General features: G+C 72.0%; 21 protein-coding genes. 11 read left to right on the top strand and 10 right to left on the bottom strand.

The features are described 5' to 3' along the window. Nucleotides 1-184: 184 nt before the first annotated feature. Nucleotides 185-3,070 (top strand): aminomethyl-transferring glycine dehydrogenase, encoded by a 2,886-nt coding sequence (gene gcvP, locus C6N31_RS31790; protein ID WP_198358758.1) that lies wholly within the window; start codon nucleotides 185-187, stop codon nucleotides 3,068-3,070. 83 nt (nucleotides 3,071-3,153) lie between these two features. On the opposite strand, the gene C6N31_RS31785 is transcribed toward gcvP, so the two are convergent. Both C6N31_RS31785 and C6N31_RS31780 read right to left on the bottom strand, forming a co-directional pair. Next, entirely contained in the window at nucleotides 3,154-3,360 is a 207-nt protein-coding gene (locus tag C6N31_RS31785; RefSeq protein WP_138357389.1) for a DUF5999 family protein, read from the bottom strand. A gap of 305 nt (nucleotides 3,361-3,665) precedes the next feature. Next, nucleotides 3,666-4,253: a hypothetical protein gene (locus C6N31_RS31780; protein WP_164297890.1), complete on the bottom strand. Its 588-nt coding sequence runs from the start codon at nucleotides 4,251-4,253 to the stop codon at nucleotides 3,666-3,668. 467 nt (nucleotides 4,254-4,720) lie between these two features. On the opposite strand from C6N31_RS31780, the gene C6N31_RS31775 reads away from it, so the two are divergent. After that, complete coding sequence (locus tag C6N31_RS31775) at nucleotides 4,721-6,214, top strand: glutamate-cysteine ligase family protein (protein ID WP_138357387.1); 1,494 nt, start codon at nucleotides 4,721-4,723, stop codon at nucleotides 6,212-6,214. Nucleotides 6,215-6,283: 69 nt separating this feature from the next. On the opposite strand, the gene C6N31_RS31770 is transcribed toward C6N31_RS31775, so the two are convergent. Continuing rightward, a complete protein-coding gene (locus C6N31_RS31770) occupies nucleotides 6,284-8,074 on the bottom strand; it encodes a substrate-binding and VWA domain-containing protein (protein ID WP_198358756.1) in 1,791 nt (596 codons plus the stop codon). 108 nt (nucleotides 8,075-8,182) lie between these two features. On the opposite strand from C6N31_RS31770, the gene C6N31_RS31765 reads away from it, so the two are divergent. Continuing rightward, nucleotides 8,183-8,980, top strand: a complete 798-nt coding sequence (locus C6N31_RS31765; RefSeq protein ID WP_138357385.1) for a CPBP family intramembrane glutamic endopeptidase — start codon at nucleotides 8,183-8,185, stop codon at nucleotides 8,978-8,980. Between the two features lie 46 nt (nucleotides 8,981-9,026). Here C6N31_RS31765 and C6N31_RS31760 read toward each other — a convergent pair whose 3' ends face one another. After that, a complete protein-coding gene (locus C6N31_RS31760; protein ID WP_138357384.1) occupies nucleotides 9,027-9,857 on the bottom strand; it encodes a PhzF family phenazine biosynthesis protein in 831 nt (276 codons plus the stop codon). Between the two features lie 137 nt (nucleotides 9,858-9,994). Here C6N31_RS31760 and C6N31_RS31755 point away from each other — a divergent pair, with 137 nt between their 5' ends. Then, nucleotides 9,995-10,597: a PadR family transcriptional regulator gene (locus C6N31_RS31755; RefSeq protein WP_138357383.1), complete on the top strand. Its 603-nt coding sequence runs from the start codon at nucleotides 9,995-9,997 to the stop codon at nucleotides 10,595-10,597. A 37-nt stretch (nucleotides 10,598-10,634) separates the two neighbouring features. Here the strand turns inward: C6N31_RS31755 and C6N31_RS31750 are convergent, their stop codons facing one another. Further along, nucleotides 10,635-11,654, bottom strand: a complete 1,020-nt coding sequence (locus C6N31_RS31750) for a LacI family DNA-binding transcriptional regulator (protein ID WP_198358754.1) — start codon at nucleotides 11,652-11,654, stop codon at nucleotides 10,635-10,637. Between the two features lie 166 nt (nucleotides 11,655-11,820). On the opposite strand from C6N31_RS31750, the gene C6N31_RS31745 reads away from it, so the two are divergent. Further along, nucleotides 11,821-14,100 (top strand): glycoside hydrolase family 3 N-terminal domain-containing protein, encoded by a 2,280-nt coding sequence (locus tag C6N31_RS31745; RefSeq protein ID WP_198358752.1) that lies wholly within the window; start codon nucleotides 11,821-11,823, stop codon nucleotides 14,098-14,100. Between the two features lie 92 nt (nucleotides 14,101-14,192). On the opposite strand, the gene C6N31_RS31740 is transcribed toward C6N31_RS31745, so the two are convergent. Beyond that, the gene (locus C6N31_RS31740) at nucleotides 14,193-14,621 is read right to left on the bottom strand and encodes a type II toxin-antitoxin system Rv0910 family toxin (RefSeq protein WP_138357380.1); all 429 of its coding nucleotides are present in this window, start codon (nucleotides 14,619-14,621) and stop codon (nucleotides 14,193-14,195) included. A gap of 97 nt (nucleotides 14,622-14,718) precedes the next feature. Continuing rightward, nucleotides 14,719-15,258 carry an HAD domain-containing protein gene (locus C6N31_RS31735; protein WP_164297900.1) on the bottom strand — a complete coding sequence of 180 codons (540 nt, stop codon included), beginning with the start codon at nucleotides 15,256-15,258 and terminating at the stop codon, nucleotides 14,719-14,721. A gap of 94 nt (nucleotides 15,259-15,352) precedes the next feature. On the opposite strand from C6N31_RS31735, the gene C6N31_RS31730 reads away from it, so the two are divergent. The 4 genes from C6N31_RS31730 (at nucleotide 15,353) to C6N31_RS31715 (ending at nucleotide 18,923) form a co-directional block, all read left to right on the top strand. Further along, the gene (locus C6N31_RS31730; RefSeq protein WP_138357378.1) at nucleotides 15,353-16,015 is read left to right on the top strand and encodes a pyridoxine/pyridoxamine 5'-phosphate oxidase; all 663 of its coding nucleotides are present in this window, start codon (nucleotides 15,353-15,355) and stop codon (nucleotides 16,013-16,015) included. A 211-nt stretch (nucleotides 16,016-16,226) separates the two neighbouring features. After that, nucleotides 16,227-16,739 (top strand): Clp protease N-terminal domain-containing protein, encoded by a 513-nt coding sequence (locus tag C6N31_RS31725; protein WP_269287811.1) that lies wholly within the window; start codon nucleotides 16,227-16,229, stop codon nucleotides 16,737-16,739. A 12-nt stretch (nucleotides 16,740-16,751) separates the two neighbouring features. Beyond that, nucleotides 16,752-17,708, top strand: coding sequence for an EamA family transporter (locus C6N31_RS31720; RefSeq protein ID WP_138357377.1), 957 nt, complete (start codon nucleotides 16,752-16,754; stop codon nucleotides 17,706-17,708). Nucleotides 17,709-17,945: 237 nt separating this feature from the next. Then, nucleotides 17,946-18,923, top strand: a complete 978-nt coding sequence (locus C6N31_RS31715; protein WP_244809021.1) for a DMT family transporter — start codon at nucleotides 17,946-17,948, stop codon at nucleotides 18,921-18,923. Nucleotides 18,924-18,981: 58 nt separating this feature from the next. Here C6N31_RS31715 and C6N31_RS31710 read toward each other — a convergent pair whose 3' ends face one another. Both C6N31_RS31710 and C6N31_RS31705 read right to left on the bottom strand, forming a co-directional pair. Beyond that, a complete protein-coding gene (locus C6N31_RS31710; RefSeq protein ID WP_138357376.1) occupies nucleotides 18,982-19,632 on the bottom strand; it encodes an FMN-binding negative transcriptional regulator in 651 nt (216 codons plus the stop codon). Nucleotides 19,633-19,684: 52 nt separating this feature from the next. Further along, nucleotides 19,685-20,356, bottom strand: coding sequence for a pyridoxamine 5'-phosphate oxidase family protein (locus tag C6N31_RS31705; protein WP_138357375.1), 672 nt, complete (start codon nucleotides 20,354-20,356; stop codon nucleotides 19,685-19,687). A 35-nt stretch (nucleotides 20,357-20,391) separates the two neighbouring features. Here C6N31_RS31705 and C6N31_RS31700 point away from each other — a divergent pair, with 35 nt between their 5' ends. Beyond that, nucleotides 20,392-21,723 carry an aminotransferase class I/II-fold pyridoxal phosphate-dependent enzyme gene (locus C6N31_RS31700; protein ID WP_198358750.1) on the top strand — a complete coding sequence of 444 codons (1,332 nt, stop codon included), beginning with the start codon at nucleotides 20,392-20,394 and terminating at the stop codon, nucleotides 21,721-21,723. Nucleotides 21,724-21,742: 19 nt separating this feature from the next. On the opposite strand, the gene C6N31_RS31695 is transcribed toward C6N31_RS31700, so the two are convergent. Then, nucleotides 21,743-22,729: a DMT family transporter gene (locus C6N31_RS31695; protein ID WP_138357373.1), complete on the bottom strand. Its 987-nt coding sequence runs from the start codon at nucleotides 22,727-22,729 to the stop codon at nucleotides 21,743-21,745. A gap of 73 nt (nucleotides 22,730-22,802) precedes the next feature. Here C6N31_RS31695 and C6N31_RS31690 point away from each other — a divergent pair, with 73 nt between their 5' ends. After that, nucleotides 22,803-23,720, top strand: a complete 918-nt coding sequence (locus C6N31_RS31690) for a LysR family transcriptional regulator (RefSeq protein WP_138357372.1) — start codon at nucleotides 22,803-22,805, stop codon at nucleotides 23,718-23,720. Nucleotides 23,721-23,727 lie beyond the last annotated feature (7 nt).

Genomic DNA, 23,727 nt, shown 5'->3' with positions numbered 1-23,727 from the left:
CTCTGGAAAGCAGGGCGGGCACCGGGCATGACTCATGCGCGGGACCCGGCCTCACCGACGGTGAAAGTCGTGCTTTAGGCAGCACGGTGAAGCTCTCAGGTTGTGATGACAGAGGGGGAGGCCGTTCGGGTGCCCGCGCCGCGGCACCCCTCGCAGGTCGTGTCAGACCAGGAGGCCTCCGTAGATGACTGCCCACCGCATCCCACTCTCCGAGCTCGAGAGCGGCATCCCGTTCGAACAGCGCCACATCGGCCCCGACGGCGGTGCCCAGGCCAAGATGCTGGCTCACGTCGGTTACGGCTCCTTGGACGAGCTCACGGCCGCCGCCGTGCCGGACACCATCAAGAGCGTCGAGGCGCTGCGGCTGCCCGCCGGCCGCACCGAGGCCGCGATACTCGCCGAGCTGCGTGACCTCGCGGACCGCAACCAGGTGCTGGCGCCGATGATCGGCCTGGGCTACTACGGGACGTTCACCCCGCCCGTCATCCTGCGCAATGTGATGGAGAACCCCGCCTGGTACACGGCGTACACGCCGTACCAGCCGGAGATCTCGCAGGGCCGGCTCGAGGCGCTGCTGAACTTCCAGACGGTCGTCGCCGACCTCACCGGGCTGCCGACCTCCGGGGCCTCGCTCCTGGACGAGGGCACCGCCGCCGCCGAGGCCATGTCGCTGGCCCGCCGGGTCGGCAAGGTGAAGCAGGGCGTGTTCCTGGTCGACGCGGACTGCTTCCCGCAGACGATCGCGGTGATCCAGACCCGCGCCGAGCCGACCGGCGTCGAGGTCGTGGTCGCCGACCTGACCGACGGCATCCCGGACGAGGTGGCCGAGCGCGGCGTCTTCGGTGTGCTCCTGCAGTACCCCGGCGCCTCCGGCGCGGTACGCGACCTCAAGCCGGTCATCGAGCGGGCGCACGAGCTGGGCGCGATCGTCACGGTCTCCGCCGACCTGCTCGCCCTGACGCTGCTCACCCCGCCCGGTGAGCTCGGCGCGGACATCGCGGTGGGCACCACCCAGCGCTTCGGCGTCCCGATGGCCTTCGGCGGCCCGCACGCCGGCTACATGGCCGTCCGTGAGAAGTTCGCCCGCAGCCTGCCCGGCCGCCTCGTCGGTGTCTCCGTCGACGCGGACGGCAACAAGACGTACCGGCTGGCCCTGCAGACCCGTGAGCAGCACATCCGCCGCGAGAAGGCCACCAGCAACATCTGCACCGCCCAGGTGCTGCTCGCCGTCATGGCGGGCATGTACGCGGTCTACCACGGCCCGGACGGGCTGGCCCAGATCGCCCTGCGCACCCACCGCTACGCCGCCATCCTGGCCGAGGGCCTGCGAGCCGGCGGCGTCGAGGTCGTGCACGACGGGTACTTCGACACCGTGACCGTCCGGGTGCCCGGCCGCGCCGCCGAGGTCGCCGCCGCCGCCCGCGCCGCGGGCGTGAACCTGTGGGAGCGGGACGCCGACCTGCTCGGCATCTCCTGCGACGAGACCACCGGCCGTGAGCAGCTGACCGCGGTGTGGGGTGCCTTCGGGGTGACCGGTGACGTCGAGGCGCTCGACGCCGCCGTTCCGGACGCGCTGCCCGCCGGGCTGCTGCGCGATGACACGTACCTGGCGCACCCGGTCTTCCACCAGCACCGTTCCGAGACCGCGATGCTGCGCTACCTGCGCCGGCTCTCGGACCGTGACTACGCGCTCGACCGCGGCATGATCCCGCTGGGCTCGTGCACGATGAAGCTCAACGCCACCACCGAGATGGAACCGGTCACCTGGCCCGAGTTCGCCGGGCTGCACCCCTTCGCGCCGGTGGAGCAGGCCGAGGGCTACCTCACGCTGATCCACCAGCTGGAGGACCAGCTCGCCGAGGTCACCGGCTACGACAAGGTCAGCATCCAGCCCAACGCCGGATCACAGGGCGAGCTGGCCGGGCTGCTCGCGGTGCGCGCCTACCACCGCGCCAACGGCGACACACAGCGCACCGTGTGTCTCATCCCGTCCTCCGCGCACGGCACCAACGCGGCGAGCGCCGTGATGGCCGGCATGAAGGTCGTCGTGGTCAAGACCCGCGACGACGGCGACGTGGACGTCGAGGACCTGCACGCCAAGATCGAGCAGCACCGTTCCGAGCTGGCCGTCCTCATGGTCACCTACCCGTCCACGCACGGTGTGTTCGAGGAGAACATCACCGACATCTGCGCGACGGTGCACGAGGCCGGCGGCCAGGTGTACGTGGACGGCGCCAACCTCAACGCGCTGGTCGGCCTGGCCAAGCCCGGCAAGTTCGGCGCGGACGTCTCGCACCTGAACCTGCACAAGACCTTCTGCATCCCGCACGGCGGCGGCGGTCCCGGTGTCGGCCCGGTCGCGGTCCGCGCGCACCTCGCTCCGTACCTGCCCAACCACCCGCTGCAGCCGACCGCGGGGCCCGCCACCGGCGTCGGCCCGATCTCGGCGGCGCCGTGGGGCTCGGCCGGCATCCTGCCGATCTCCTGGGCGTACGTACGCCTCATGGGCGGCGAGGGGCTGCGGCGCGCCACCCAGGTCGCGGTGCTCGGTGCGAACTACGTGGCCAAGCGGCTGGAGCCGCACTACCCGGTGCTCTACACGGGCCCGAACGGTCTGGTCGCGCACGAGTGCATCATCGATCTGCGGCCGCTGACCAAGGAGACGGGCGTCTCGGTGGACGACATCGCCAAGCGCCTGATCGACTACGGCTTCCACGCGCCCACGATGTCGTTCCCGGTGGCCGGCACGCTGATGATCGAGCCGACCGAGAGCGAGGACCTGGCGGAGCTGGACCGGTTCTGCGAGGCGATGATCGCCATCCGCCGGGAGGTCGACAAGGTCGGCTCCGGTCAGTGGCCGGTGGAGGACAACCCGCTGCGCAACGCCCCGCACACCGCGGCGTCGCTGGGCGGGGAATGGAACCGGCCGTACTCCCGCGACGAGGCGGTGTTCCCGGCCGGCGTGTCGGCCGCGGACAAGTACTGGCCGCCGGTCCGGCGCATCGACGGCGCCTTCGGTGACCGGAACCTGGTGTGCTCGTGCCCGCCGCTCGACGAGTACGACGCGTAGTACCCGCGTCGGGGTCGTCCTACTGCTACTGACGTCCGCGGATACTGTCCGGGCCCCGCTGCTGTCGGCGGGGTCCGGCGGTTTCAGGCGGCCGTGGCGATCTGTTCGCTGCCCAGCGGCCGGTGCGGGGCGATGATCTGCCCGTCGGGCAGCAGCTCGCCGGTGTCCTCGAAGAGGAGGACGCCGTTGCACAGCAGACTCCAGCCCTGCTCCGGGTGGTGGGCCACGATGAGGGCGGCCTCCCGGTCGGAGCACTCGGCGGTGGGACACTGCGGCTGGTGCTGGCACATGGAAGGTGTCTTTCGCTGCTGTAGAGGAGTCGTGCGGTCGGATTGGCCTGATACCTGGTTCATAACCGCCCCCGTTCGTTCGGTCGGTCCCAGTGTTGCCCCACGGAGCGGAATCCGCAGGGATTTCGCGCGAGCTGTTCCTGCTAGGTGAGGACGCGTCACCCGACCGGGCGGTTGCCCTCACAGCGTGTGCCTTTCCGGGTGGTACAGATGACCGATCCGGGCTACGTCGTCACGGTACGCACATGACAACGCCCCCGTGACCCAAGGGTCACGGGGGCGTCCGCCCGCCGTCCGGCAGCGCGTCAGACAGCAGACCCCAGAAGAGATGCGGGTGCCAGTCGCAGCGTGAGGACGGGCACCAGATCGGACAGCCGGTGCAGCCGGTGGGCGGCGATCCCCGGCGGCGCCGGTGCGAGCGGCACCAGCAGATCGGCCGGGGCGGGCTGGGCGGAGCCGGCTTCGGCCGAGATGTCGCTGTGCAGCCAGAGCGCCAGCATGTACAGCCCGGGCACGGACAGCAGATGCGGCTGGTAGGCGGTCGAGAGGGCTTCCGCCTGCCGCAGGGCGCGTTCGGTGGAGGCCAGGTACGGGCCCTCCGAGAAGTGCGAGAACGCCCATCCGTCCGGGGTGCGGACGGTCTCGCCCGCTGCCGCGACACGGTCGCCTGCGCGGATGTGGAAGCGCCAGCCGGTGAGCCGGGCGTGCGGCAGCCCGTGGCCCGAGGCGGCCGGCTCGAAGACATGCACCGGCAGCGGGTGCTCGGGGATGAGCGGGCCCTCGGCCGAGCGGAGCGCCGGCGTACGCGCCTCCAGAACGGCGGTGGGCGAACTCAGGGCGGCGAGGACACTCCGAAGGGCGGGTGCGGGTACAGCGGGGACATGCAGCGGCATGGTGGGTTGCCTCTCAGTCGGAGACACGGTGGTGCTGGGCGGGTGCGGACGGCACTGTCAGCGGTGCGGCGGTGAGGGGGTTCCTGCGCAGGCTACGTCCGACGGATCGCGGAGTCTCTGCCTTGTGCGCGAAGTTTATACGACCTGTGTTCACGCAGTGTTTCGGCTAGCTGTCGCGGGCATTGCCGGCAAGAAGGTAATAGGCCTTCCTCGCCAGATATTTCCTCCGCATTTGCGCCGGAGTACGCTCCCGCGAACTGCACATTCCCTGCCGCTGCGGACGGCTGGATCTCGTCGGTCTTTGTCACGAGGGGTACCCCTCATGCCAGGTTAGCGCGACCATGCCGGGGGAATGTGCCGGAGTGTCTAATCCGGCAGCTTAGCTTGCGCTCGGCGCCGCCGGACCGTTATCGATCTTATGGGTTGGGCATCATCGTCACACGGCCCACTCGAGGAGGGACGCTCCGATGGGGGAGAAGGTCGTAGCCACCGGGTTCGACCTGTCCGACCGGCAGCGGTACCGGATGAAGCTTCGCCAGTGTCTCATGGGACTGGAGCGACTGCTGGACGAGAAGAGGTTCGACCGGCCCAGGAATCTCATGGGACTCGAGCTGGAGTTGAATCTCGCTGATTCGGCAGGTCTGCCGCTGATGATGAATGAAGAGGTGCTGGAGCGGATCGCCAGCACCGATTTCCAGACGGAACTGGCGCAGTTCAATATTGAAGTGAACATCGCCCCTCATCATCTTTCCGGACGGGTGCTCGACCGGCTCGCGGAAGAGCTGCGCATCGGGCTGGGATACGCGGACCGCAAGGCCCGCGAAGTCGGCGCGCACATCGTCATGGTGGGTATTCTGCCGACCTTGAGCGCACAGGATCTGGTGGGTGCGAACCTGTCCAGGGCGGACCGGTACACGCTGCTCAACGACCGGATACTGGCCGCCCGCGGCGAGGACATCACCCTGGACATCGCGGGGGTGGAGCATCTGCTCTACACCTCGGGATCGATCGCCCCGGAAGCGGCCTGCACCTCCATGCAGATGCATCTGCAGGTGACGCCCGCCCGGTTCGCGGCGGTCTGGAACGCGGCGCAGGTGCTGAGCGGGCCGCAGGTCGCGGTGGGAGCGAACTCGCCGTTCCTGTTCGGCAGGGAGCTGTGGCGGGAGACCCGGCCGCCGCTGTTCCAGCAGGCGACCGACACCCGGCCGCAGGAACTGCGGGCCCAGGGCGTACGCCCGCTCACCTGGTTCGGGGAGCGCTGGATCGACTCGGCGTACGACCTGTTCGAGGAGAACCTGCGCTACTTCCCGCCGCTGCTGCCGATCTGCGACGACGAGGACCCGCTGGCGACCCTCGACGCGGGGACCGTGCCGCACCTCAAGGAACTCACCCTGCAGAACGGCACCGTCTACCGCTGGAACCGCCCGGTGTACGCCGTGGTGGACGGCGTCCCGCATCTGCGGGTGGAGAACCGGGTGCTGCCCGCGGGACCCACCGTCGCCGATGTCATCGCCAACACGGCCTTCTACTACGGGCTGGTGCGGGCGCTGGCCGAGGCGCCCCGCCAGGTCTGGCACCGGCTGCCGTTCGGCGCCGCGGCGGCGAACTTCGACGCCGCCTGCCGGCACGGCATCGGCGCCGTCATGCACTGGCCGCGGCCGGGGCGGGGCGGCGGGCTCGTGGAGCTGCCGGCCACGGAGCTGGTGCTGGAGGAGCTGCTGCCGCTGGCGTCGGCCGGGCTCGACGCCTGGGGTATCGAGCCCGTCGACCGCGACCGCTACCTGGGCATCATCGAGGCCCGCTGCCGGCTGCGCACCAACGGCGCCGAATGGCAGTCGGCGGTGTTCCACCGGGCGCTGGAGCGCGGCCTCGACCGGCGGGCCGCGCTGGTGTCGATGACGCTGCGCTACTGCGAGCTCATGCACTCCGGCGAGCCGGTGCACACCTGGCCGGTGAGCTGACCGGGGTCCCGGCCGGCCCACCGGCTCCGGAGGGCATCGCCGGCCCGTGGTGGCGGCCTCCGGAGGGCGTCAGCCAGTGGCTGCGGCCGCGCTCGCCGCGGCCGCCACCACCGCCTTGAACAGCACCGCCTGGATCTGCGCGGGGTCCGTCACCCGGTACGCCGCGCCGCCGGTGGCCCTGGCCATGCGGTCGCACGCGGACTTGTCGGCGTCGGGGCCGACCGCGATGACGATGAGCGGAACGGGGTGGGCGGGGTCGCCCAGCTCCTTCAGTTTGGCGGTCAGGGCGTCGAGGGAGATGCTCCCCGGGTCCTCGTTCGCACCGTCGGTGAGGACGACGACCGTGTTGAACTTGCCCGCGGCGAACGACTTCCTGGCGTCCTGGTACACCGCCAGCGTCGTGTCGTAGAGGCCGGTCGCGCCGCCTTCGACGGGCTGCAGGGCGCCGAACGCGCCGGTCAGCCGGTCCCGCTGGGTGGTGCCCTGGGCGGTGCGTACGCCCAGCCGGGCCGTCTCGACGATCTTCTGGTAGTCGCGGGAGCCGTCGAGCCGGGTGGAGAACCGCCACAGGCCCACCTCGTCCTCGGGCGTGAACTGCGTCAGCGCCTGCAGCAGCGACGCCTTGGTGACGTCCAGCCGGGTCTTGCCCTCGGTGCTGGGCACCGGCGCCGCCATCGAGCCGGAGACGTCGACGACCGTGGTGATCCGGGCGCTCTGCACGGTGATCTGCCACATGACGCGCAGCTGCTGCAGGGCCTGTCCCGACGGTGCGGGTACCGGCTCCGCGCCGACCGGCTGCGGCTCCTGGCCGCCGGCGCCGACCACCAGCGCCGGGTCGGGGGCGCCGGTCGCCGGCCGGAAACCGCGGGCGGACAGCAGGCGCACGCTCTCGTCGCTGCCGAGGAGTGACATGAAGCGCGACACGGCCCGGGACTGGTCGGTGGAGAGCGTGTCGTCGTCCAGCGCCGCGTACGGGTAGTCCAGATCGACGGAGCCGTCCTTGGGATAGAACAGCTTCAGGCCGGGACGGCCGTCGCCCGCGGTGTTGCGGACGAACGCCGCCTGTTCCGAGATCACCAGCGCCTGGTTGCGCTGCGGGTTCTGCAGTTCCGACGTGCTGCTGTCGTTGGGCAGGGTGGCCACGATCTGCGCGTCGCCCGGGGCGGTGTACTGCGCCAGCATCTTCGCCGCGGCGGCCGACTCGGTGTCCACGTCACCGCCCCTGCGGCCGATCGACGACGTGATCATCGTGAACCCGAGCAGACCGGTCGCGCTGCGCGCGGGATCCGCGGTGCCGAGGCGGAAGTTGCTCTTCTCACCGGCGGCCGTGGTCAAATCGGCCCAGGTGTACGCCTTGGCGGGCCAGCCCAGGCCCTTGGCCTGCGCCTGCAGCGTGCCGACGACGACGGGGGAGCGGGCGATGCTGGTCATCGAGGACAACGGGGTGCCGCGGCCGCCGATGGTCACCTGGTCGAGCCAGACGCTGGAGTCCGGGATCCAGACCTGGAAGCCGGGGTGCGTCGGGGCCTTGCCGAGGGCGTCCGCCACATCGGCCGAGGCACGCGAGGTCACGGTGACGTCGAGGCAGCGCCCGTCGGTCTTCACGCCGGTGGCCCTGGCCTGTTTTGCGATGGTGGTGAGAGCGGGCGCGATGTCGGGCGAGGCGGCGACAGCGATCTTGACCACGCCCTCCGCGCAGTGCCCGCTCAGCGGCAGCAGGCCGCCGCGGAGCACGACGAAGGTACCGGCCCCCATCGCCAGAACGAAGCTGGTGGTGACCGCTATGGTGCGGCGGCGTACCCGTGGGCGCGGCGCTCCGCCGGCCTCCCGGGGCTCAACTGGAATGCGGTGACGTCCCATGGCTGTTGGGTCTCTCCTGAGGGGTGCTCCGGCCTGTCGCGCGCGATCTTCGTATCTTTTTTCGAGACCCTAGCCAAGCGGGAACGGTACCGAGGCGGGATGACGTAAATGGAGGCTCGGGTGCACACAGAGTCATACGGGGCGGAGGCCGGACTCGCGCGGCGGACCCTGCGGAGCGAGACCCTGCTCGTACTGGCCCTGTCGCTCGGCGCCAGCGGTGTGGGCGCGCTCATCAGCTTCGTCGGGTCGCTGACCAAGCCCGGTTCGCTCAAGGACCAGGCGGCCACCCTGGTGGGCTCCCAGGCGCCGGGCCGGCCCTGGCTCGACCTCGCCTGGCAGCTGTTCGGGATCGCCACCGCCCTGGTCCCGGTCGCCCTGGTCGCGCATCTGCTGGCCCGGGAACGGGTCGGGATAGGTTCCATCGGCTTCGACCTGAAGGAACCCCGCCGCGACCTGGGGCGCGGCACCCTGGTCGCGGCCGCGATCGGCGGCACCGGGCTGCTGTTCTACCTCGGCGTCCGCGCGGCCGGGTTCAACCTCACGGTGGTGCCGGAGTCGCTGCCGGACGTGTGGTGGAAGATCCCGGTCCTGATCGCGTCCGCCGTGCAGAACGCGGTGCTGGAGGAAGTCATCGTCGTCGGCTATCTGCTGCGCAGGCTCGGGCAGTTGGGCTGGTCCCCGGCCGCCGCCCTGGCGGCGAGCGCGGTGCTGCGCGGTTCCTACCACCTGTACCAGGGCGTCGGCGGCATGATCGGGAACATGGTGATGGGCGTGGTGTTCGTCCTGCTCTACCGCCGATGGGGACGCGTCGGCCCGCTCGTCGCCGCGCACGCCCTGATCGACACGGTCGCCTTCGTCGGCTACGCGCTGCTGGCGGGCAAGGTCGGCTGGCTGCCGACGGGTTGAGCGCGCACGCGCCGTGGCGCCGCCGTCCCCGACGCGGCCGGGACGGCTACGGCGCCGCGTGCAGCTCGCCGTCGATGACGGTCACGGCGGTACCGGTGAGCAGTACCCGGTCGCCGCGCAGTTCGGTGCGGACGAAACCGCTGCGTGCGGAGACCTGCAGGCCGGTGAGTTCGGTACGGCCGAGCCGGGCGGACCAGAACGGCGCCAGGGCGGTGTGGGCGCTGCCGGTGACCGGGTCCTCGTCGATGCCGACGGCGGGGAAGAATCCGCGCGAGACGAAGTCGTAGCCGCGGGAGGGGTCTTCGGCCGCGGCGGTGGCGATGACTCCGCGCGGGCCGAGGGCCGCCAGCGCGGCGAAGTCCGGGGTGAGGGCGCGCACGGCCGCCTCGTCCGCCAGCTCGACCAGCAGGTCGCCGACGTCCGGGCCGGTGTCGTACCCGGCCAGCGGCTCCGCGCCGAGCGCTAGCGCCACGGCGGGCGGTGGTGTGGCCGCGGTGAGCGGCGCGGTGGGGAAGTCCATGGTGAGCGCACCGCCGTCGGCGGGCCGGACGCTCAGGACTCCGCTGTGGGTGGCGAAGCGCACCAGTGAGGTGGCGGCGCCCGTGGAGAACAGCACATGCGCGGTGGCGAGCGTGGCGTGCCCGCACATGGCGACCTCGGCCGCGGGCGTGAACCAGCGCAGTGCCCAGTCGGCGTCCGTGGCGTCCGCCGTGCCGTCGAGGCGGTGTGCGAAGGCGGTCTCGGAGAGGTTGACCTCGGAGGCGACCCGCTGCATCCAGCCGTCGTCGGGGAACGCGGCGCCGTCCAGGAGCAGGACTCCGGCCGGATTACCGGCGAAGGGCCGGTCGGTGAAGGCGTCGACGATTCGAATCCGCATGGGACGACCGTAGGCAGCGGTAACGCCGCAGGCCAGAGCCAATCGAGGGGAGGTGGCCCGGAAGAGGGTTGCCGAACGAACGCTTCCGATATATCGTTGAAGCATCGCGACCGATCAACGATGGAAGGAGCGTAACCATGCGTTCCCAAGGACATGAACACGAACACCGCGGACCCGGCCACCATGGCCGGGGAGAACGAGGAGAGCAGCGCCGTGCGGCCTTCGGACCGTTCGGACCGCCCTTCGGGGGTGGCCCCTTCGGCGGCCCCGGCGGGCGCGGTCGGGGCGGCCCCCGGGGCCGGGCGAGGCGCGGCGATGTACGCGCGTCGATCCTTGCGCTGCTCAAGGACCGGCCGATGCACGGCTACGAAATGATTCAGGAGATCGCCGAACGCAGTGGCGGCGCGTGGAAGCCGAGCCCCGGCTCGGTGTACCCGACGCTGCAGCTGCTGGAGGACGAGGGCCTGATCACCAGCGCGAGCGAGGGTGGCAAGAAGCTGTTCACGCTCACCGACGCCGGCCGGACCGAATCCGAAGCGGGGCCCGAGGCCCCGTGGGAAGAGGCCGGCCGGGGCGTCGACTGGGATGCCATGAACGAGATCCGGAAGGCCGGCGGGGGGCTCGTCGAGGCCTTCAAGCAGGTCTGGTCGACCGGTACGCCCGCCCAGCGCGAGAAGGCGCTGGCCGTGGTCAACGAAGCCCGTAAGAAGCTCTACCTCATCCTCGCCGAAGAGGACTGAGGCCGGAGAAGTCCGACCCACGAGCCGGCCCGGGGCACTATGCCCCGGGCCGGCTCGACGCGCGGACGACGAGCCGGGTCGGCACGATCCACGGCTCGGCCGGCTCCGCCGGATCGGCGTCGAGCAGTCCGCGCAGCGCCTTGACGGCCGCCGACCCCAGCGCGCGCTGGTCCTGGGCGACGGTCGTCAGGGCCGGGCGGACCAGCGACGCCGCGTCGATGTCGTCGAAGCCGACGATCGCGAGATCGCCGGGTACCGACAGCCCCGCGTCCGCGGCCGCGTGCAGCGCGCCGATCGCCATCTGGTCGCCGGCCGCGAAGACCGCGGTGGGCGGCTGCTCCGTGGCGAGCAGGGTGCGCACCGCGTCCTGGCCGCTGTTGAGGAAGAAGTCCCCCGTGACCACGTACTCCGGGGGCACGTCCAGTCCGAGCCGGGCGCACGCCTCCCGGAATCCGGCCAGCCGTTCGGCGGCCGGCGGCAGGTACAACGGGCCGGTGACGGTGGCTATCCGGCGGTGCCCCTGGGTGTACAGGTGCTCCACGGCGGCCGCCGCGCCGGCCGCGTTGTCGGAGGTGACCCGGACGGTACGGGGGCCGCTGAGCGCGACGTCGATCCCGGAACACGGGACGTCGGAGGCGGCGAGGGCCCGCAGGGCGCGGTTGTCGGCGGGGGTGCCCAGCACGACGACGCCTTCGAGGTTGTGCCGCCGCACCGCCTGCAGATAGGTGGTGTCGGCGTCGCCGGGACCCGACGTGGTCAGCAGCATCAGGTGGTAGTCGGCCTCGGACAGCGCGTTGCGCACCGCGCTCAACAGGCCCTGCAGGAAGGGATGCTGAAAACCGAGGGTCTCGTAGCCGGTGTCCCAGACCAGGCCGATGGTGTCGGACCGGCGCCGCACCAGCGTGCGGGCGGGTTCGTTCGGGGCGTACCCGAGTTCGCTGGCCAGCCGCCGGATACGGTCGCGGGTCGCCTCGCTCACCTCGGCCCGGTCGTTGAGCGCGCGGGAGACCGTAGCGGTCGAAACACCGCTGCGGAGAGCCAGTTCGCGGATGTTCACGGCGATTGCACCTGTTCCTGGAGTGGCGAGGGTGTGTGCTGCACACAGTCTTGACGATGTGTCATGGCGAAGACAGACTTCCGGCGCACCGGAAACGTTTACGTAACGCGGCTCCGCCACCGGGGCCCGACAGAAACGGGATGCTGCGATGCCACGCGCGATGCCAATGAAGTCACCCAGGACCCGCTTCAGAGCACTTGTCACCCTGGCCACCGCCGCGGCCTGTGTCGCCGCGGTCGGCGCGGTACCGGCCACCGCCGGCAGCTCGGCCCAGTACACCGACGCCAGGGCGCCGATCGATCTGCGCGTCAAGGACCTCCTGAAGCGGATGACGCTGGAGGAGAAGATCGGGCAGATGGACCAGATCGCGGTCGCGCGGGTCCAGGGCGACTGCGAATGGAGCGGCGGTGCCCTCAACGAGACCTGCATGAAGTCGGTGCTGGGCGACTACGCGGCCGGCTCGATCCTCTCCGGCGGCGGCATGGGCCCCGCCGTGAACACGCCCGCCGAGTGGGCGAAGATGGTCAACACGGTGCAGAAGTACGCCGTCGACAACTCGCGGCTGCACATCCCGGTGCTCTACGGGGTCGACGCCGTGCACGGTCACAACAACGTGCTCGGCGCCACCGTCTTCCCGCACCAGATCGGCCTGGGCGCCACCTGGGACCCGGCCACCGTCCGGGCGGCGGGAGCCTCCACGGCGCGCTCGGTCGCCGCGACCGGCATCGACTGGAACTTCGCGCCCGTCGCGGACCTCGCCCGCGACCAGCGCTGGGGCCGCTACTACGAGACGTTCGGCGAGGACCCGCTGCTGGCCGGGACGCTGGCCGCCGCGAGCGTCACCGGCATCGACACGGCGAACGGCGCCAAGCACGTCGTCGCCACCGTGAAGCACTTCGGCGGTTACTCCGAGCCGGCCAACGGCCACGACCGGGTGCCCGCGGACGTCTCCATGCGCTATCTGCAGGACACCCTGCTGCCCTCGTACAAGCAGGCCGTGCAGGCCGGTGCGAAGACCGTGATGGTCAACTCCGGTGCCATCAACGGCGTCCCCGCGACCTCCTCGAAGTACCTGCTCACCAAGGTGCTGCGCGACCAGTGGGGCTTCAAGGGCGTCACGGTCAGCGACTGGGAGGACGTCCGGGCGCTGCAGACGAAGTACAAGCTCGCCGCCGACTACCCCGAGGCGATCGCCCTCGCGGTCAACGCGGGCCTGGACATGGCCATGGAGCCGTACTTCGCCAAGGAGTGGAGCACCGGCCTGAAGACCGCTGTCGACCGCGGGCTGGTCTCGGTCAAGCGCATCGACGAGTCGGCCGGCCGGATCCTGCGGATGAAGTTCGAGCTCGGCCTGTTCGAGCACCCCTACGTGGACGCGGCCAAGGCCGACGCCGCGGTGCTGGGGGCGGACAAGGCCCTCGCGCGCAAGGCGGCCGCCGAGTCGCAGGTGCTGCTGCGCAACGACGGCGGGGTGCTGCCGATCTCCCCGGCGGCCAAGAAGATCGTCGTGGCGGGTTCCTACGCCGATGACATCAACGACCAGGCGGGTGGCTGGACCATCGGCTGGCAGGGCGTCCCCGAAGGTGTGACGCTGCCGGGCACGACCGTGCTGGCGGGGATCAAGGAGGCGGCGCCCGCGGGCACCGAGGTGGTGCGGGCCACCAGCGCCGACGACGCGGTGGCGCAGGCCAAGGACGCCGATCTGACCGTCGTGGTCGTCGGCGAGAAGGCCGCGGCGGAAGGCGCCGCGGACAGCCCGCGGCCCGAACTGTCGGCGGACCAGCAGGCGTTGGTCAAGGCGCTGAAGGCGGCGGGCAAGCCCGTCGTCACCGTCGTCATCGCGGGCCGGCCGCTCGCGCTCGGCGACGCGGACGGCACCCAGGGGCTGCTGATGTCCTGGCTGCCGGGCAGCGAGGGCGGGCACGGAATCGCCGACGTGCTGTTCGGGGCGGTCAACCCGAGCGGCCGGCTGCCGGTCTCCTGGCCGAAGCACATCGGCAACGAGCCGCTGTACTACCAGCAGCTGCCGGGCACCAACGGCGGGCCGGAGTCCTCGTACGACGCGGCCTACCCGTTCGGCGCCGGTCTCTCGTACACCTCCTACGCCTTCGGCGCGATCACGGCCGACAAGGCGGTGGTACGGGCGGGTGACCCGGTCGGTGTCAAGGTGACCGTCTCCAACACCGGCGGCAAGGCGGGCGATCTGGTGGTGCCGGTGTACGTGTCACGGCCGACCAGCGACGTTCTGACGCCGGCGACCCGGCTGGTGGCCTTCACCAAGGTGCACCTGGCGGCGGGGGAGACCCGTACGGTCCGGCTGCAGGTGTCGCCGGGAACCCTCGCGGTCACGCCGGGCGACCTGGACGGCGCGGGCGCGCAGAAGGTCGAGCGCGGCGCGTACACCTTCTCGGCGGGCGACAAGAGCGCGGCGGTGACGGTGCGCTGAGCCGGCGGGTGCGGGGCGGCGGTCGGTCCCTGCCGCCGCCCCGCACCCGTCCGTCCGCACCGGAGCCGCTCGTGCGCCCGGCCCTGCCGTCGCTACTCGACGAGCCCGGCCAGCTTGCGCAGCGACTCGTTGAGGGCGGCGGTCGCCGAGTCCTTGAGCTTGCCCGCCATCATGGCGACGGCCGCGCCGGCGAAGCTGCTGTCGATCCGCAGTTCGGTGGCGTCGCCGTCGGGCGTCAGGGTGTAGCGCATGCTGAGGTTGACACCCATCGGGCCCTTGCCCGCGATGCCCAGCACCCGCTCGGCCTCCAGGGCCTCCACGGTCCAGGTGACCTCGGCCGGGAAGCCCATCATCTTCATGTTCTCCTGATAGGTGGCACCGGCCGCCAGCGGCGCCGGGCCTCCCTTCGGGAAACTCGTGTGGGTGGCGCTCCACTGGCCGTACGACGCGAAGTCGGTCAGCTGCCTCCAGACCTTCTCGGCCGGGGCCGCGATGCGCGCCTGTGCGGAGACTTCGGCCATGCGATCACTCCTTGTGCGAAGGCGCTGCGGCTCGCGCGCAGCGACGGTGTCGCGGAACGTAGTCGCAGCGGCCCGAACATTCAATACTGATGAAGTGTCAGAACTGATGAACCGTCAGAGATTCCCGGCGGGCCAGCCGTACGCTGCGGGTCGGCAGCGGCCCGCGGCTCAGTAACCGGTCCACATGACCCCGGTTCAGACCGTGCCCGGGATTGATCCGCAGCAGCACCCGGTCGGGTCGGAAACGCGCCTGCCGGGCGAGCCGGCGGGGGATGACGTCATCGATCCAGGCGAACGGACGGCCGCCGGCGTGGCGCAGGATCGGCGCCCACTTCCGGCCGGTGAACAGGTCCGCGCGCGGCAGCCGCGGATCGCCGGGACGCGGGCGGTAGCGGCCGAACTCCACCACCGGCAGCACCGGCAGGCCCAGCCGCGGGGCTATGTGCCGGTTGGCCTCGTGCTCCCAGGTGCTGGCCCAGGTGAGCTCGTAGACCGCGGACAACTCGCGCAGCCACGCGCCGTGTGCGGCGGAGAGCAGCACGGTGTGGTCCAGGATGTCGTACGCGGTGAATGCCGCCGATGGCAGTACCGGATTGAGGACTCCGTCGATGTCGAGGAAAAGCAGCGGTTTGGCCATCGCTCTCCTTCCCCAGGGCGGGGCAGGCGGTTACTCGTGCCTGTGAGGGACGAGGATCGGGGCCATGGTGGTTGCGCGCTCAACAGGAGGACATATGGACGAGGAACTGCCGGCCCGGCTGCGCGCCGTTCCGGTGCTGGCCGGACCCCTGCCGCGGTTCGACCCGGACGGCGCGGACCCCTCTCCCGGGCGCCAGTTCGCCCGCTGGCTGGACGAGGCGCTGGACGAGGGTGTGCCGGAACCGCATGTCATGACACTCAGCACCGCGGACCGCGACGGGCGTCCCTCGGCGCGGGTCCTCATGCTGCGCGGCCTGGGCGCCGACGCGTGCACATTCGTGTTCGCGTCCGACGCGACCAGCCACAAGGGCCACGACCTGGCGGCCAACCCGCACGCGGCGCTGAGCTGGTACTGGCCGCGCCAGGGCCGGCAGATCCGGGCGGCGGGCCCCGTCGAGGCCCTGGACGCCGGGATCGCGCGCGGCGACTTCCTGGGCCGCCGCGAGGCCTCCCGGATCGCCGGGTTCACCGGACGGATGAGCGCCCCGCTGGCCGGGCCCGGCGCGTACGACGAGGAGCGGCGGCGGGCCGCGGACCTGGTCGCGGCCGACCCGCAGGCCGTTCCGGCGGGGCACACCGTCTACCGGCTGCGGGCCGACGAGATGGAGTTCTTCCAGGGGGACCCGGACAGCTTCCATGTGCGGCTGCACTACGCCCGGCAGGGCGACGACTGGAAGCGGGGACTGCTGTGGCCGTGAGCGTCCGGTCATGAGCGGTCCGGTCATGAGCGGTTAGGTCATGAGCGGTTGGGTCATGAGCGGTTGGGTCAGGAGTGGTCCGGTCATGAGGGGTCCGGCCGTGAGTCATCCTCCGGGATGAGGCCGGCCGGACGACCCCGCCTTCGGGGGGATGCGCACATGGCCCCTGGCGGGGATGTTCCCGCCTCCCCGCCCTGATGGGGTGGGGTATGTGCACAGCGAAGCCCGGCCCCTGGACCTGACCCACCCCGACAACGACGCGCGGTTCGGTGTGGAGCTGCGCACGGTGGCGGCCAGTGCCCGGCGGCGGGCCGGGCGCGACGGGGACCGGCAGATCGACACCGCGCATCTGCTGCACTCGCTGCTGGAGACCGACCCCCGGGCCCGTGACGTGTGCGACGCGGGCAGCGGGCAGGTGGTGCGCGTCCTCGGGTACCTGGCGCAGCGCAGCATCGGCTACGGCCTGGAGTGGCAGGGCTCGGTGGAGGACTCCGGGGCGCTGCCGGTGGTCACCGCGCGGAGCACCCCGGGCTGGAGTCCGGCGGCCGCCGCCGCGATGCGCACGGCCGTGCGCTCGGCCCAGCGTGGAGGCCGCGGCCAGGCCGACGGGATCGATCTGCTCAACGCGCTGGCCGCCGACCCGCACAGCCGCGCCGTCGAGGTACTGCGGACCGCCGGTCTGGACGTCAGCCGCTACCTGGACGAAGGACCTGTCGCGAGCTGACATCATGGCCCGATGCATGCGTCTCAGGGGAGGAACGCGGGGCTGGGGCTCGCCTTGGCGTCGGCGTTCGCGTTCGGTGGTTCAGGAGTAGCGGCGAAACCGCTCATCGAGGCGGGGCTCGACCCGCTCGATGTGGTGTGGCTGCGCGTGGCGGGAGCGGCGCTCATCATGCTGCCGGTCGCGCTGCGCCATCGCGCCCTGCTGCGGCAGCGCCCCGGACTCCTGGCGGGCTTCGGCCTGCTCGCCATCGCGGGGGTGCAGACGTTCTACTTCGCGGCGATATCCCGGATCCCGGTGGGCGTCGCGATCCTCGTCGAGTTCCTCGGCCCGGCCCTGCTGCTGGGCTGGGTGCGCTTCGTGCAGCGCCGGCCGGTGAGCCGGGCGGCGGCGATCGGGGTGGTGCTGGCGGTCGGCGGCATGGCCTCGGTGGTCGAGGTGTGGTCGGGGCTGGCCTTCGACGCCTTCGGTCTGCTGCTCGCCTTCGGGGCGGCCTGCTGCCAGGTCAGCTACTTCGTCCTGGCCGACCACGGCACGGAGGGCGAGGACGCCCCCGACCCGATCGCCGTCATCGCCTTCGGGCTGCTGATCGGCGCCGCGGTGATGACCGTGGTGGCGCGGCCGTGGGGGATGAACTGGGCAGTGCTGGGCCATCAGGCCGCGCTCGGCGACAAGCAGGTGCCCGCGGTGCTGCTCGTCGGGTGGATCGTCCTGGTGGCGACGGTCGTCGCGTATCTGACCGGGGTGCTGGCCGTGCGCAAGCTGACCCCGCAGGTGGCCGGGGTGGTCGCCTGTCTGGAGGCGGTGGTGGGGACCGTGTTCGCCTGGATCCTGCTCGGTGAGCACCTGGGCGTCCCGCAGATCATCGGGGGAACGCTGGTGCTGGCGGGTGCGTTCGTCGCCCAGACCACCACCCAGAGCGGTGGGAGCAAACCGGTGGCCGAGCCGCTGCCGCAGCCCGATCTGGTCTGAGGACGGCCCCTGCTCCGAGCCCCGGGTCCCCGGATCTCGCGCCTCGGAACCGCCTTGTAGGGGCGCGTCCGCACCTCGTAAGGTGACGATCATGCACCTCACCGTTCTGCCGCCGCCCGCCGCCTAGGCGGGCTGCCACCCCACGGACGACCCGGCTCGGGCACGTACCCGAGCAGGTCGCGGCTGCCCGCACACGGGACCACGCGACCATCTCAAGTCCTCCGCGGGAGAACACTCGTGCCGTCGAACCATGGCCACACCCTTGCCCCGTCCGTCGGACGCGGCCTGCTCTACGTCACCTTCGCCGCCACCGCCTGGGGCACCGCGGGCGCCGCCGCCGCGCTGCTCCTGGTGAGCAGCGGCCTCGGCCCCGTCACCCTGACCTTCTGGCGCACCGCCGGCGGCTTCGCGCTGCTGCTGCTCGTCCGGCTGGTCCGCCGCCGTCGCGGCGCCGTCCGTACACCGGCCAGGAAGGAACCCCGGCGGCGCGCGGTGCTGCGCATCCTGGCCACCGGCCTCGGCCTGACAGTCTTCCAGACCGCCTATTTCGGCGCCGTCGAGTCGACGGGACTGGCCGTCGCGACCGTCGTCACCCTGGGTGCGGGCCCGGTCATCATCGCGGTCGTCGCCCGTCTCATCATGGGCGAACGGCTCGGCCGCGGCGGCGCCGTGGCCGTCTCCGGCGCTCTGGCGGGGCTCGCGGTGCTCGTCCTGGGCAACGGCGGCGGGTCCGTGGCCCCGGCCGGGGTCGGGCTCGCGCTGCTGTCCGCGTCCGGCTACGCCTGCATCACGCTGCTGACCCGCTGGATGGGCCGCGGCGGTGACGGCGGCGACCCGTTCATGACCTCGCTGTGGGCCTTCGCGGTGTGCGCCGTGACCCTGCTCCCGCTCGCCCTGGCGGAAGGGCTGTGGCCGCGCGGCACGGACCTCGGCCACACCCTGTGGCTGCTGGTCTATCTGGCCTCCGTGCCGACCGCACTCGCCTACGGGCTGTACTTCGCGGGCGCCGCGGTGGTCCGGGCGGCGACGGTCTCCGTCATCGCACTGATCGAACCGGTCTCCGCGGCGGCCATCGCCGTCGTCGTCCTCGGCGAACAGCTGACCGGCGCGACCGTACTGGGCACCGTCATCCTGCTCGGCGCCGTGACGGCGCTGGGCCTGGAGGAGGCCCGGCTGGCCTCGGCCGGCCGCCGCGCGGCGGCCGGCACGGGATGACCGCCGGGGGTGCGCGCCGACACCGGACGACGGTGGCGGGTGCGCGCAGGCTCGTGACCTAGGCGCGGTCCGGGTCGGATGCCGCCAGCCGGCGCAGCTGGTGGGCGCGGGCCGCCTCGTCGTGCGGGGCGGCCCGCTCCGCGAGGCGCTCCGCGTCCCGCTGCTGCATCTGCCGGGGCTTGTTGCCGCCGTACTTGAACTTCGCGCGGACCTCGGTCACCTCCAGCCGGATGCCGCGGATCCCGGGCAGCATCCGGCCGAACGGGGCCTGTCCCGGGGCGACGGGCGCGTAGTCGCCGGCCGGCTGGAAGTGCGCGAGCTGACGGTGCAGCACGGCGGCCTTCTGCGCCTCGTCGTCGATGACATGCGCCGTGCACAGCAGCTGGACGGCGGCGTAGAAGCTGGTCGGGGTGCCGTGCTCGGCGGGCACGCCCTCGGGGGCGTGCCAGGGGCCGGGGATGAACGTGTAGTCGTCCACGACGCTGAGCGTCACCCGTGGGTTCGCCTCGAGGGCGTGCCACAGCGGGTTGGGGCGGGCGAGGTGGGTGAACGCCTCGTTGCGCTCCGGGTCGTAGGCGAAGTGCAGCGGTTGGACGAACGGGGGTTCGCCTGGCAGGCCGTTGACGGCCAGCTGCCCGAAGTCGTGGGCGGCGAGCCAGGTCTGCCACTCGGTGTCGTCCTGCGGTGCGTCCCAGGGGTGGATGAGCATGTCGGGTCCCTCAGGGTCAGGTTCTGGTTCAGGTTTCAGCACAGACTCAGGCTCAGGCGAGGTAGGCGGGCAGGGCGACGGCCGGGTCGAGGTCGTCGGCCGGAACGGGGGCGCCGTAGACCTTGGTGACGGGCACGATCCCGGTCCAGTACGGCAGTCCGGTGTCCTCCGGCTCGTCGTTCGGGCCGCCGGTGCGGACCTTCGCCGACACCTCCAGGAGGTCGAGCCGGATGACGGTGGTCGCGGCGAGCTCCTTGGCGTTGGCCCGGCGCGAGTCGTCCGCGCGGCCGGCCACCACCTGGTTGACCAGCGCGTCCAGCGCTTCGGCGCGCTCCGCCGGATCGGTGACCTGGTGGGCGGTGCCGTGCACCACCACCGAGCGGTAGTTCATCGAGTGGTGGAACGCGGAACGGGCCAGCACGAGGGCGTCGAGGTGGGTGACGGTCAGGCAGACGGCCAGCCCCGGGTCCTTCGCGCCGCGCAGCGGGCGCGATCCGGTCGAGCCGTGGACGTAGAGCCGCTCGCCGATCCGGCCGTAGAGGGTGGGCAGCACGACGGGGGCGCCGTCGCGGATGAATCCGAGGTGGCAGAGATAGCCCTCGTCGAGGATCGCGTGGACGGTGTCACGGTCGTAGGCGGCGCGCTCCCGTATCCGGGTGGGGACGGTGCGTTCCGTCGCCTCGTACGAAGGGGCGGGGACGGTGGGGGCGGCGGTGTCGGCCATGGCGCAATCCTTTGAACTAGTGCATAATCAACTTTGTGCTAGGAGAGTATCGAATCACAGGCCGGGGCGCATCGGGTATTGCCGCCGACATCGAGCGGGCGGTGGGCGAGGGCGCGCTCAAGCCGGGCGCGGCGCTGCCGCCGCTGCGTGAACTGGCCCAGGAACTGGACGTGAACCCCAACACGGTGGCCGCCGCCTACCGGCTGCTGCGCGACCGCGGGGTGATCGAGACGGCAGGCCGGCGCGGCAGCCGGGTGCGCTCCCGGCCCGCCACCACCTCACGCGACCAGATCCGGATCGATGTGCCGCCGGGGACGCGGGACATCTCCAACGGCAATCCGGACGTCTCGCTGCTGCCGCCGCTCGACGCGGCGTTCGCGGCGGCGGTGGCCCGTAACGCCGAGAAACCGGCGCTCTACGGCGGACCGGCCGTCGACGCCGGGTTGAGCGCTCTCGCCCGCGCGGCCTTCGACCGGGACGGGGTGCCCGACGGCCCCATCGGACTCACCTCGGGCTCGCTCGACGCCATCGAACGGGTGCTGGCGGCCCATCTGCGCCCGGGGGACGCCGTGGCGGTCGAGGACCCGGGGTGGGGGAGTGTGCTGGACCTGGCGCCGGCTCTCGGGCTGCGCGCGGTGCCGGTCGGGGTCGACGACGACGGCCCGGTCGTCGCGGACGTCGCACGGGCGCTGCTGGCCGGCGTACGCGCTCTCGTCGTCACCGACCGCGGCCAGAACCCGACCGGCGCGGCGATCTCCGCGGACCGCGCCCGGGAGTTGCGCGAGGTGCTCGCGCGCCATCCCGAGGTGCTGGTGGTCGACGACGACCATGTGCACGGACTGGTCGACCTGCCGCTGCACTGTCTGTCGGGCGTCACCACGCACTGGGTGCTGGTGCGCTCCACGGCCAAGGCGTACGGCCCGGATCTGCGCCTGGCGGTCTTCACCGGCGACCCGGTCACCGTCGACCGCGTTCAGGGCCGCTACCGGCTGGGCGCCGGCTGGGTCAGCCATCTGCTGCAGCGCGCCGTGGTGCACCTGTGGGAGTCCGGCGCGGTCGACCCGCGGGTGGTGGCGCCGTCGTACGGCCGGCGGCGCGACGCCCTGGTCCTGGCCCTGGCCGAACGCGGCATCGCGGCCCATGGGCGCAGCGGCATGAACGTCTGGGTGCCGGTCTCCGACGAGACCGGTGCGGTGGCCGGCCTGCTGCAGGCCGGCTGGGCCACCGCCCCCGGCGCCCGCTTCCGGCTCGCGTCCTCCCCGGGCGTGCGGCTCACGGTCTCCGCGCTCCGTGACGCCGACATCGTGCCGCTCGCGGACGCGGTCGCCCGGGTGGTCGGGGCGTCGGGCGCGGGACGCTACGGCTGAGACGGCTCAGGCTGCGGCGTTACGGCTGAGTCGTACCGGCGGCCGGTCGGGAACGGCGGGGGCGCAGTTGGGTGAGGGCGGCGCCGGCCAGGACGACGGCCGCGCCGACCGGCTCGTTCCAGCCCAGCCGCTCATGGAGCAGCAGTACGCCCGCGGCGGTCGCGACGACCGGGATCAGATAGGTGACCATCGCGCCGATCGTCGGGCCCTTCTCGGCGACCAGCCCGTACTGGAGCAGGAACGCGATACCGGTGCCGAGGGCGCCGAGCGCGACGACCGAGAGCACCGACAGGATCGGGAACGAGGCCGGCACGGAGGTGAAGAACGGTGTGACCAGGGCGAGCTGGACCGTGCCGAGCAGCAGCTGGCTGCTGGAGAGCGCGAGGTTGGAGTTGCCGGACCCGGCCAGGGTGCGGCGTACGTACGCCCAGCCGACCGCGTAACTGGCCGCGGCGATCAGGGCCATGGCGGTGCCCGCCGGGTCCTGGCCGGAGAAGCCCTGCCAGGCGCCGAGCACGGTCAGCACGCCGACGAAGCCGAGGCCGACCCCCGCGAACCGCTGCCGCGTCGGCTTGTCCTCGGAGAGCGCGACGACCGAGACGACCATGCTCCACAGCGGGGTGGTCGCGTTGCAGATCCCCGCGAGCGTGGAGGGGATGGTCAGTTCGGAGTAGGCGAACAGTGAGAACGGCAGCGCGTTGAGCAGCAGTGCGGCGACCGTCAGATGCAGCCAGGTCCGCTTCCCGCGCGGCAGCCGGTCGCGCTTGACGAGCAGGGCGGCGACCAGCACGACCGTGCCGAAGACCATCCGGCCCAGTGTCACCTGAAGGGGTGCGAACGCCTCCGTGCCGACCTTGATGAACAGAAAGCTGAAGCCCCAGATGAGGCCCAGGACGGCGAACCGGATCCGCCAGTCCACCGCGCGGCGGGCGACCGGTGGCGCCTCCGGTATCGGAGCGGGCGCGGCGGTGGCGGAGGCGGGCCGAAGGCCGGCGGGGACGCTCATGCTCCTAAGATGACGGATTTGATTCCGTAGAACAAGCGAGTTTACGTACGATGGAACGCGTAGAATCCCTTACATGTTGAACCTGGAGCGCCTCCGGATCCTGCATGCCATCGCCACCTACGGCTCGGTCAGCGCCGCCGCCGACGTCCTGCATGTGACGACCTCGGCCGTCTCCCAGCAGATGGGCAAGCTGGAGCGCGAGACCGGTCAGCAGATGCTGGCCAAGAACGGCCGCGGCGTCCGCCTCACCGACGCCGGCCGGCTGCTCTCCGGACATGCGGAACGCATCCTCTCGCTGGTCGAACTGGCGCACTCCGATCTCGAGGCGCACCGGGGAGCGGCCGTCGGTGAGGTCGTCCTGGGGGCGTTCCCGACCGCCGCCCGCGGGCTGCTGCCGATGGCGCTGGCGGCCCTGCGCCGGGACCACCCCCAGTTGCGGCCCCGGATGCAGGAGATGGAGCCGGCCGGTTCTGTGGCCCGGGTGGTGCGTGGCGACATGGACCTCGCCGTCGTCCTGGACTGGTACAACAGACCGCTGTCCCTGCCCTCCGGCCTCGCCAAGGCGCCACTGCTGGACGACATCGCCGATGTCGCGATGCCGTCGGACCATCCGCTCGCCGGCCGGGCGCAGATCGAGCTGGAGGACTTCGCGGACGACGACTGGGTCTCCTGGCCGGACGGCGAGTTCTGCCACGACTGGCTCATGTTCACCCTGCGCGGCAAGGGCATCGAGCCCCGCCTGTCGCACTCCGCCGAGGAACACCACACCCAGCTCGCCCTGGTCGCGGCCGGCCTCGGCGTCGCGGTCGCCCCCCGCCTCGGCCGCGGCCCGGTCCCCGACGGCGTGAGCGTCGTCCCCGTCCGCCACACCATGCACCGCCACGTCTACGCCGTCTGGCGCGAGGACGCCGACCGCCGCCCGGCGATCCGTGCCGCGGTCGAAGCCCTGCAGTCCTCAGCGGGCGCCGCACTCGCCGCGTCCACGGTCTGACGCGCGC

The sequence above is a fragment of the Streptomyces fildesensis genome (assembly GCF_016107395.1).
GTDB classification, from domain to species: Bacteria; Actinomycetota; Actinomycetes; order Streptomycetales; family Streptomycetaceae; genus Actinacidiphila; species Actinacidiphila fildesensis.
Note: the sequence above shows the minus strand (reverse complement) of the source record. Positions and strands in the feature narration are given on the sequence as shown.

Excerpts from the sequence above, each read along its gene's own strand:
- gcvP (WP_198358758.1), top strand. The coding sequence starts at position 185 with ATGACTGCCCACCGCATCCCACTCTCCGAGCTCGAGAGCGGCATCCCG.
- C6N31_RS31785 (WP_138357389.1), bottom strand. The coding sequence starts at position 3,360 with ATGTGCCAGCACCAGCCGCAGTGTCCCACCGCCGAGTGCTCCGACCGG.
- C6N31_RS31780 (WP_164297890.1), bottom strand. The coding sequence starts at position 4,253 with ATGCCGCTGCATGTCCCCGCTGTACCCGCACCCGCCCTTCGGAGTGTC.
- C6N31_RS31775 (WP_138357387.1), top strand. The coding sequence starts at position 4,721 with ATGGGGGAGAAGGTCGTAGCCACCGGGTTCGACCTGTCCGACCGGCAG.
- C6N31_RS31770 (WP_198358756.1), bottom strand. The coding sequence starts at position 8,074 with ATGGGACGTCACCGCATTCCAGTTGAGCCCCGGGAGGCCGGCGGAGCG.
- C6N31_RS31765 (WP_138357385.1), top strand. The coding sequence starts at position 8,183 with ATGGAGGCTCGGGTGCACACAGAGTCATACGGGGCGGAGGCCGGACTC.
- C6N31_RS31760 (WP_138357384.1), bottom strand. The coding sequence starts at position 9,857 with ATGCGGATTCGAATCGTCGACGCCTTCACCGACCGGCCCTTCGCCGGT.
- C6N31_RS31755 (WP_138357383.1), top strand. The coding sequence starts at position 9,995 with ATGCGTTCCCAAGGACATGAACACGAACACCGCGGACCCGGCCACCAT.
- C6N31_RS31745 (WP_198358752.1), top strand. The coding sequence starts at position 11,821 with ATGAAGTCACCCAGGACCCGCTTCAGAGCACTTGTCACCCTGGCCACC.
- C6N31_RS31740 (WP_138357380.1), bottom strand. The coding sequence starts at position 14,621 with ATGGCCGAAGTCTCCGCACAGGCGCGCATCGCGGCCCCGGCCGAGAAG.
- C6N31_RS31735 (WP_164297900.1), bottom strand. The coding sequence starts at position 15,258 with ATGGCCAAACCGCTGCTTTTCCTCGACATCGACGGAGTCCTCAATCCG.
- C6N31_RS31730 (WP_138357378.1), top strand. The coding sequence starts at position 15,353 with ATGGACGAGGAACTGCCGGCCCGGCTGCGCGCCGTTCCGGTGCTGGCC.
- C6N31_RS31720 (WP_138357377.1), top strand. The coding sequence starts at position 16,752 with ATGCATGCGTCTCAGGGGAGGAACGCGGGGCTGGGGCTCGCCTTGGCG.
- C6N31_RS31710 (WP_138357376.1), bottom strand. The coding sequence starts at position 19,632 with ATGCTCATCCACCCCTGGGACGCACCGCAGGACGACACCGAGTGGCAG.
- C6N31_RS31705 (WP_138357375.1), bottom strand. The coding sequence starts at position 20,356 with ATGGCCGACACCGCCGCCCCCACCGTCCCCGCCCCTTCGTACGAGGCG.
- C6N31_RS31695 (WP_138357373.1), bottom strand. The coding sequence starts at position 22,729 with ATGAGCGTCCCCGCCGGCCTTCGGCCCGCCTCCGCCACCGCCGCGCCC.
- C6N31_RS31690 (WP_138357372.1), top strand. The coding sequence starts at position 22,803 with ATGTTGAACCTGGAGCGCCTCCGGATCCTGCATGCCATCGCCACCTAC.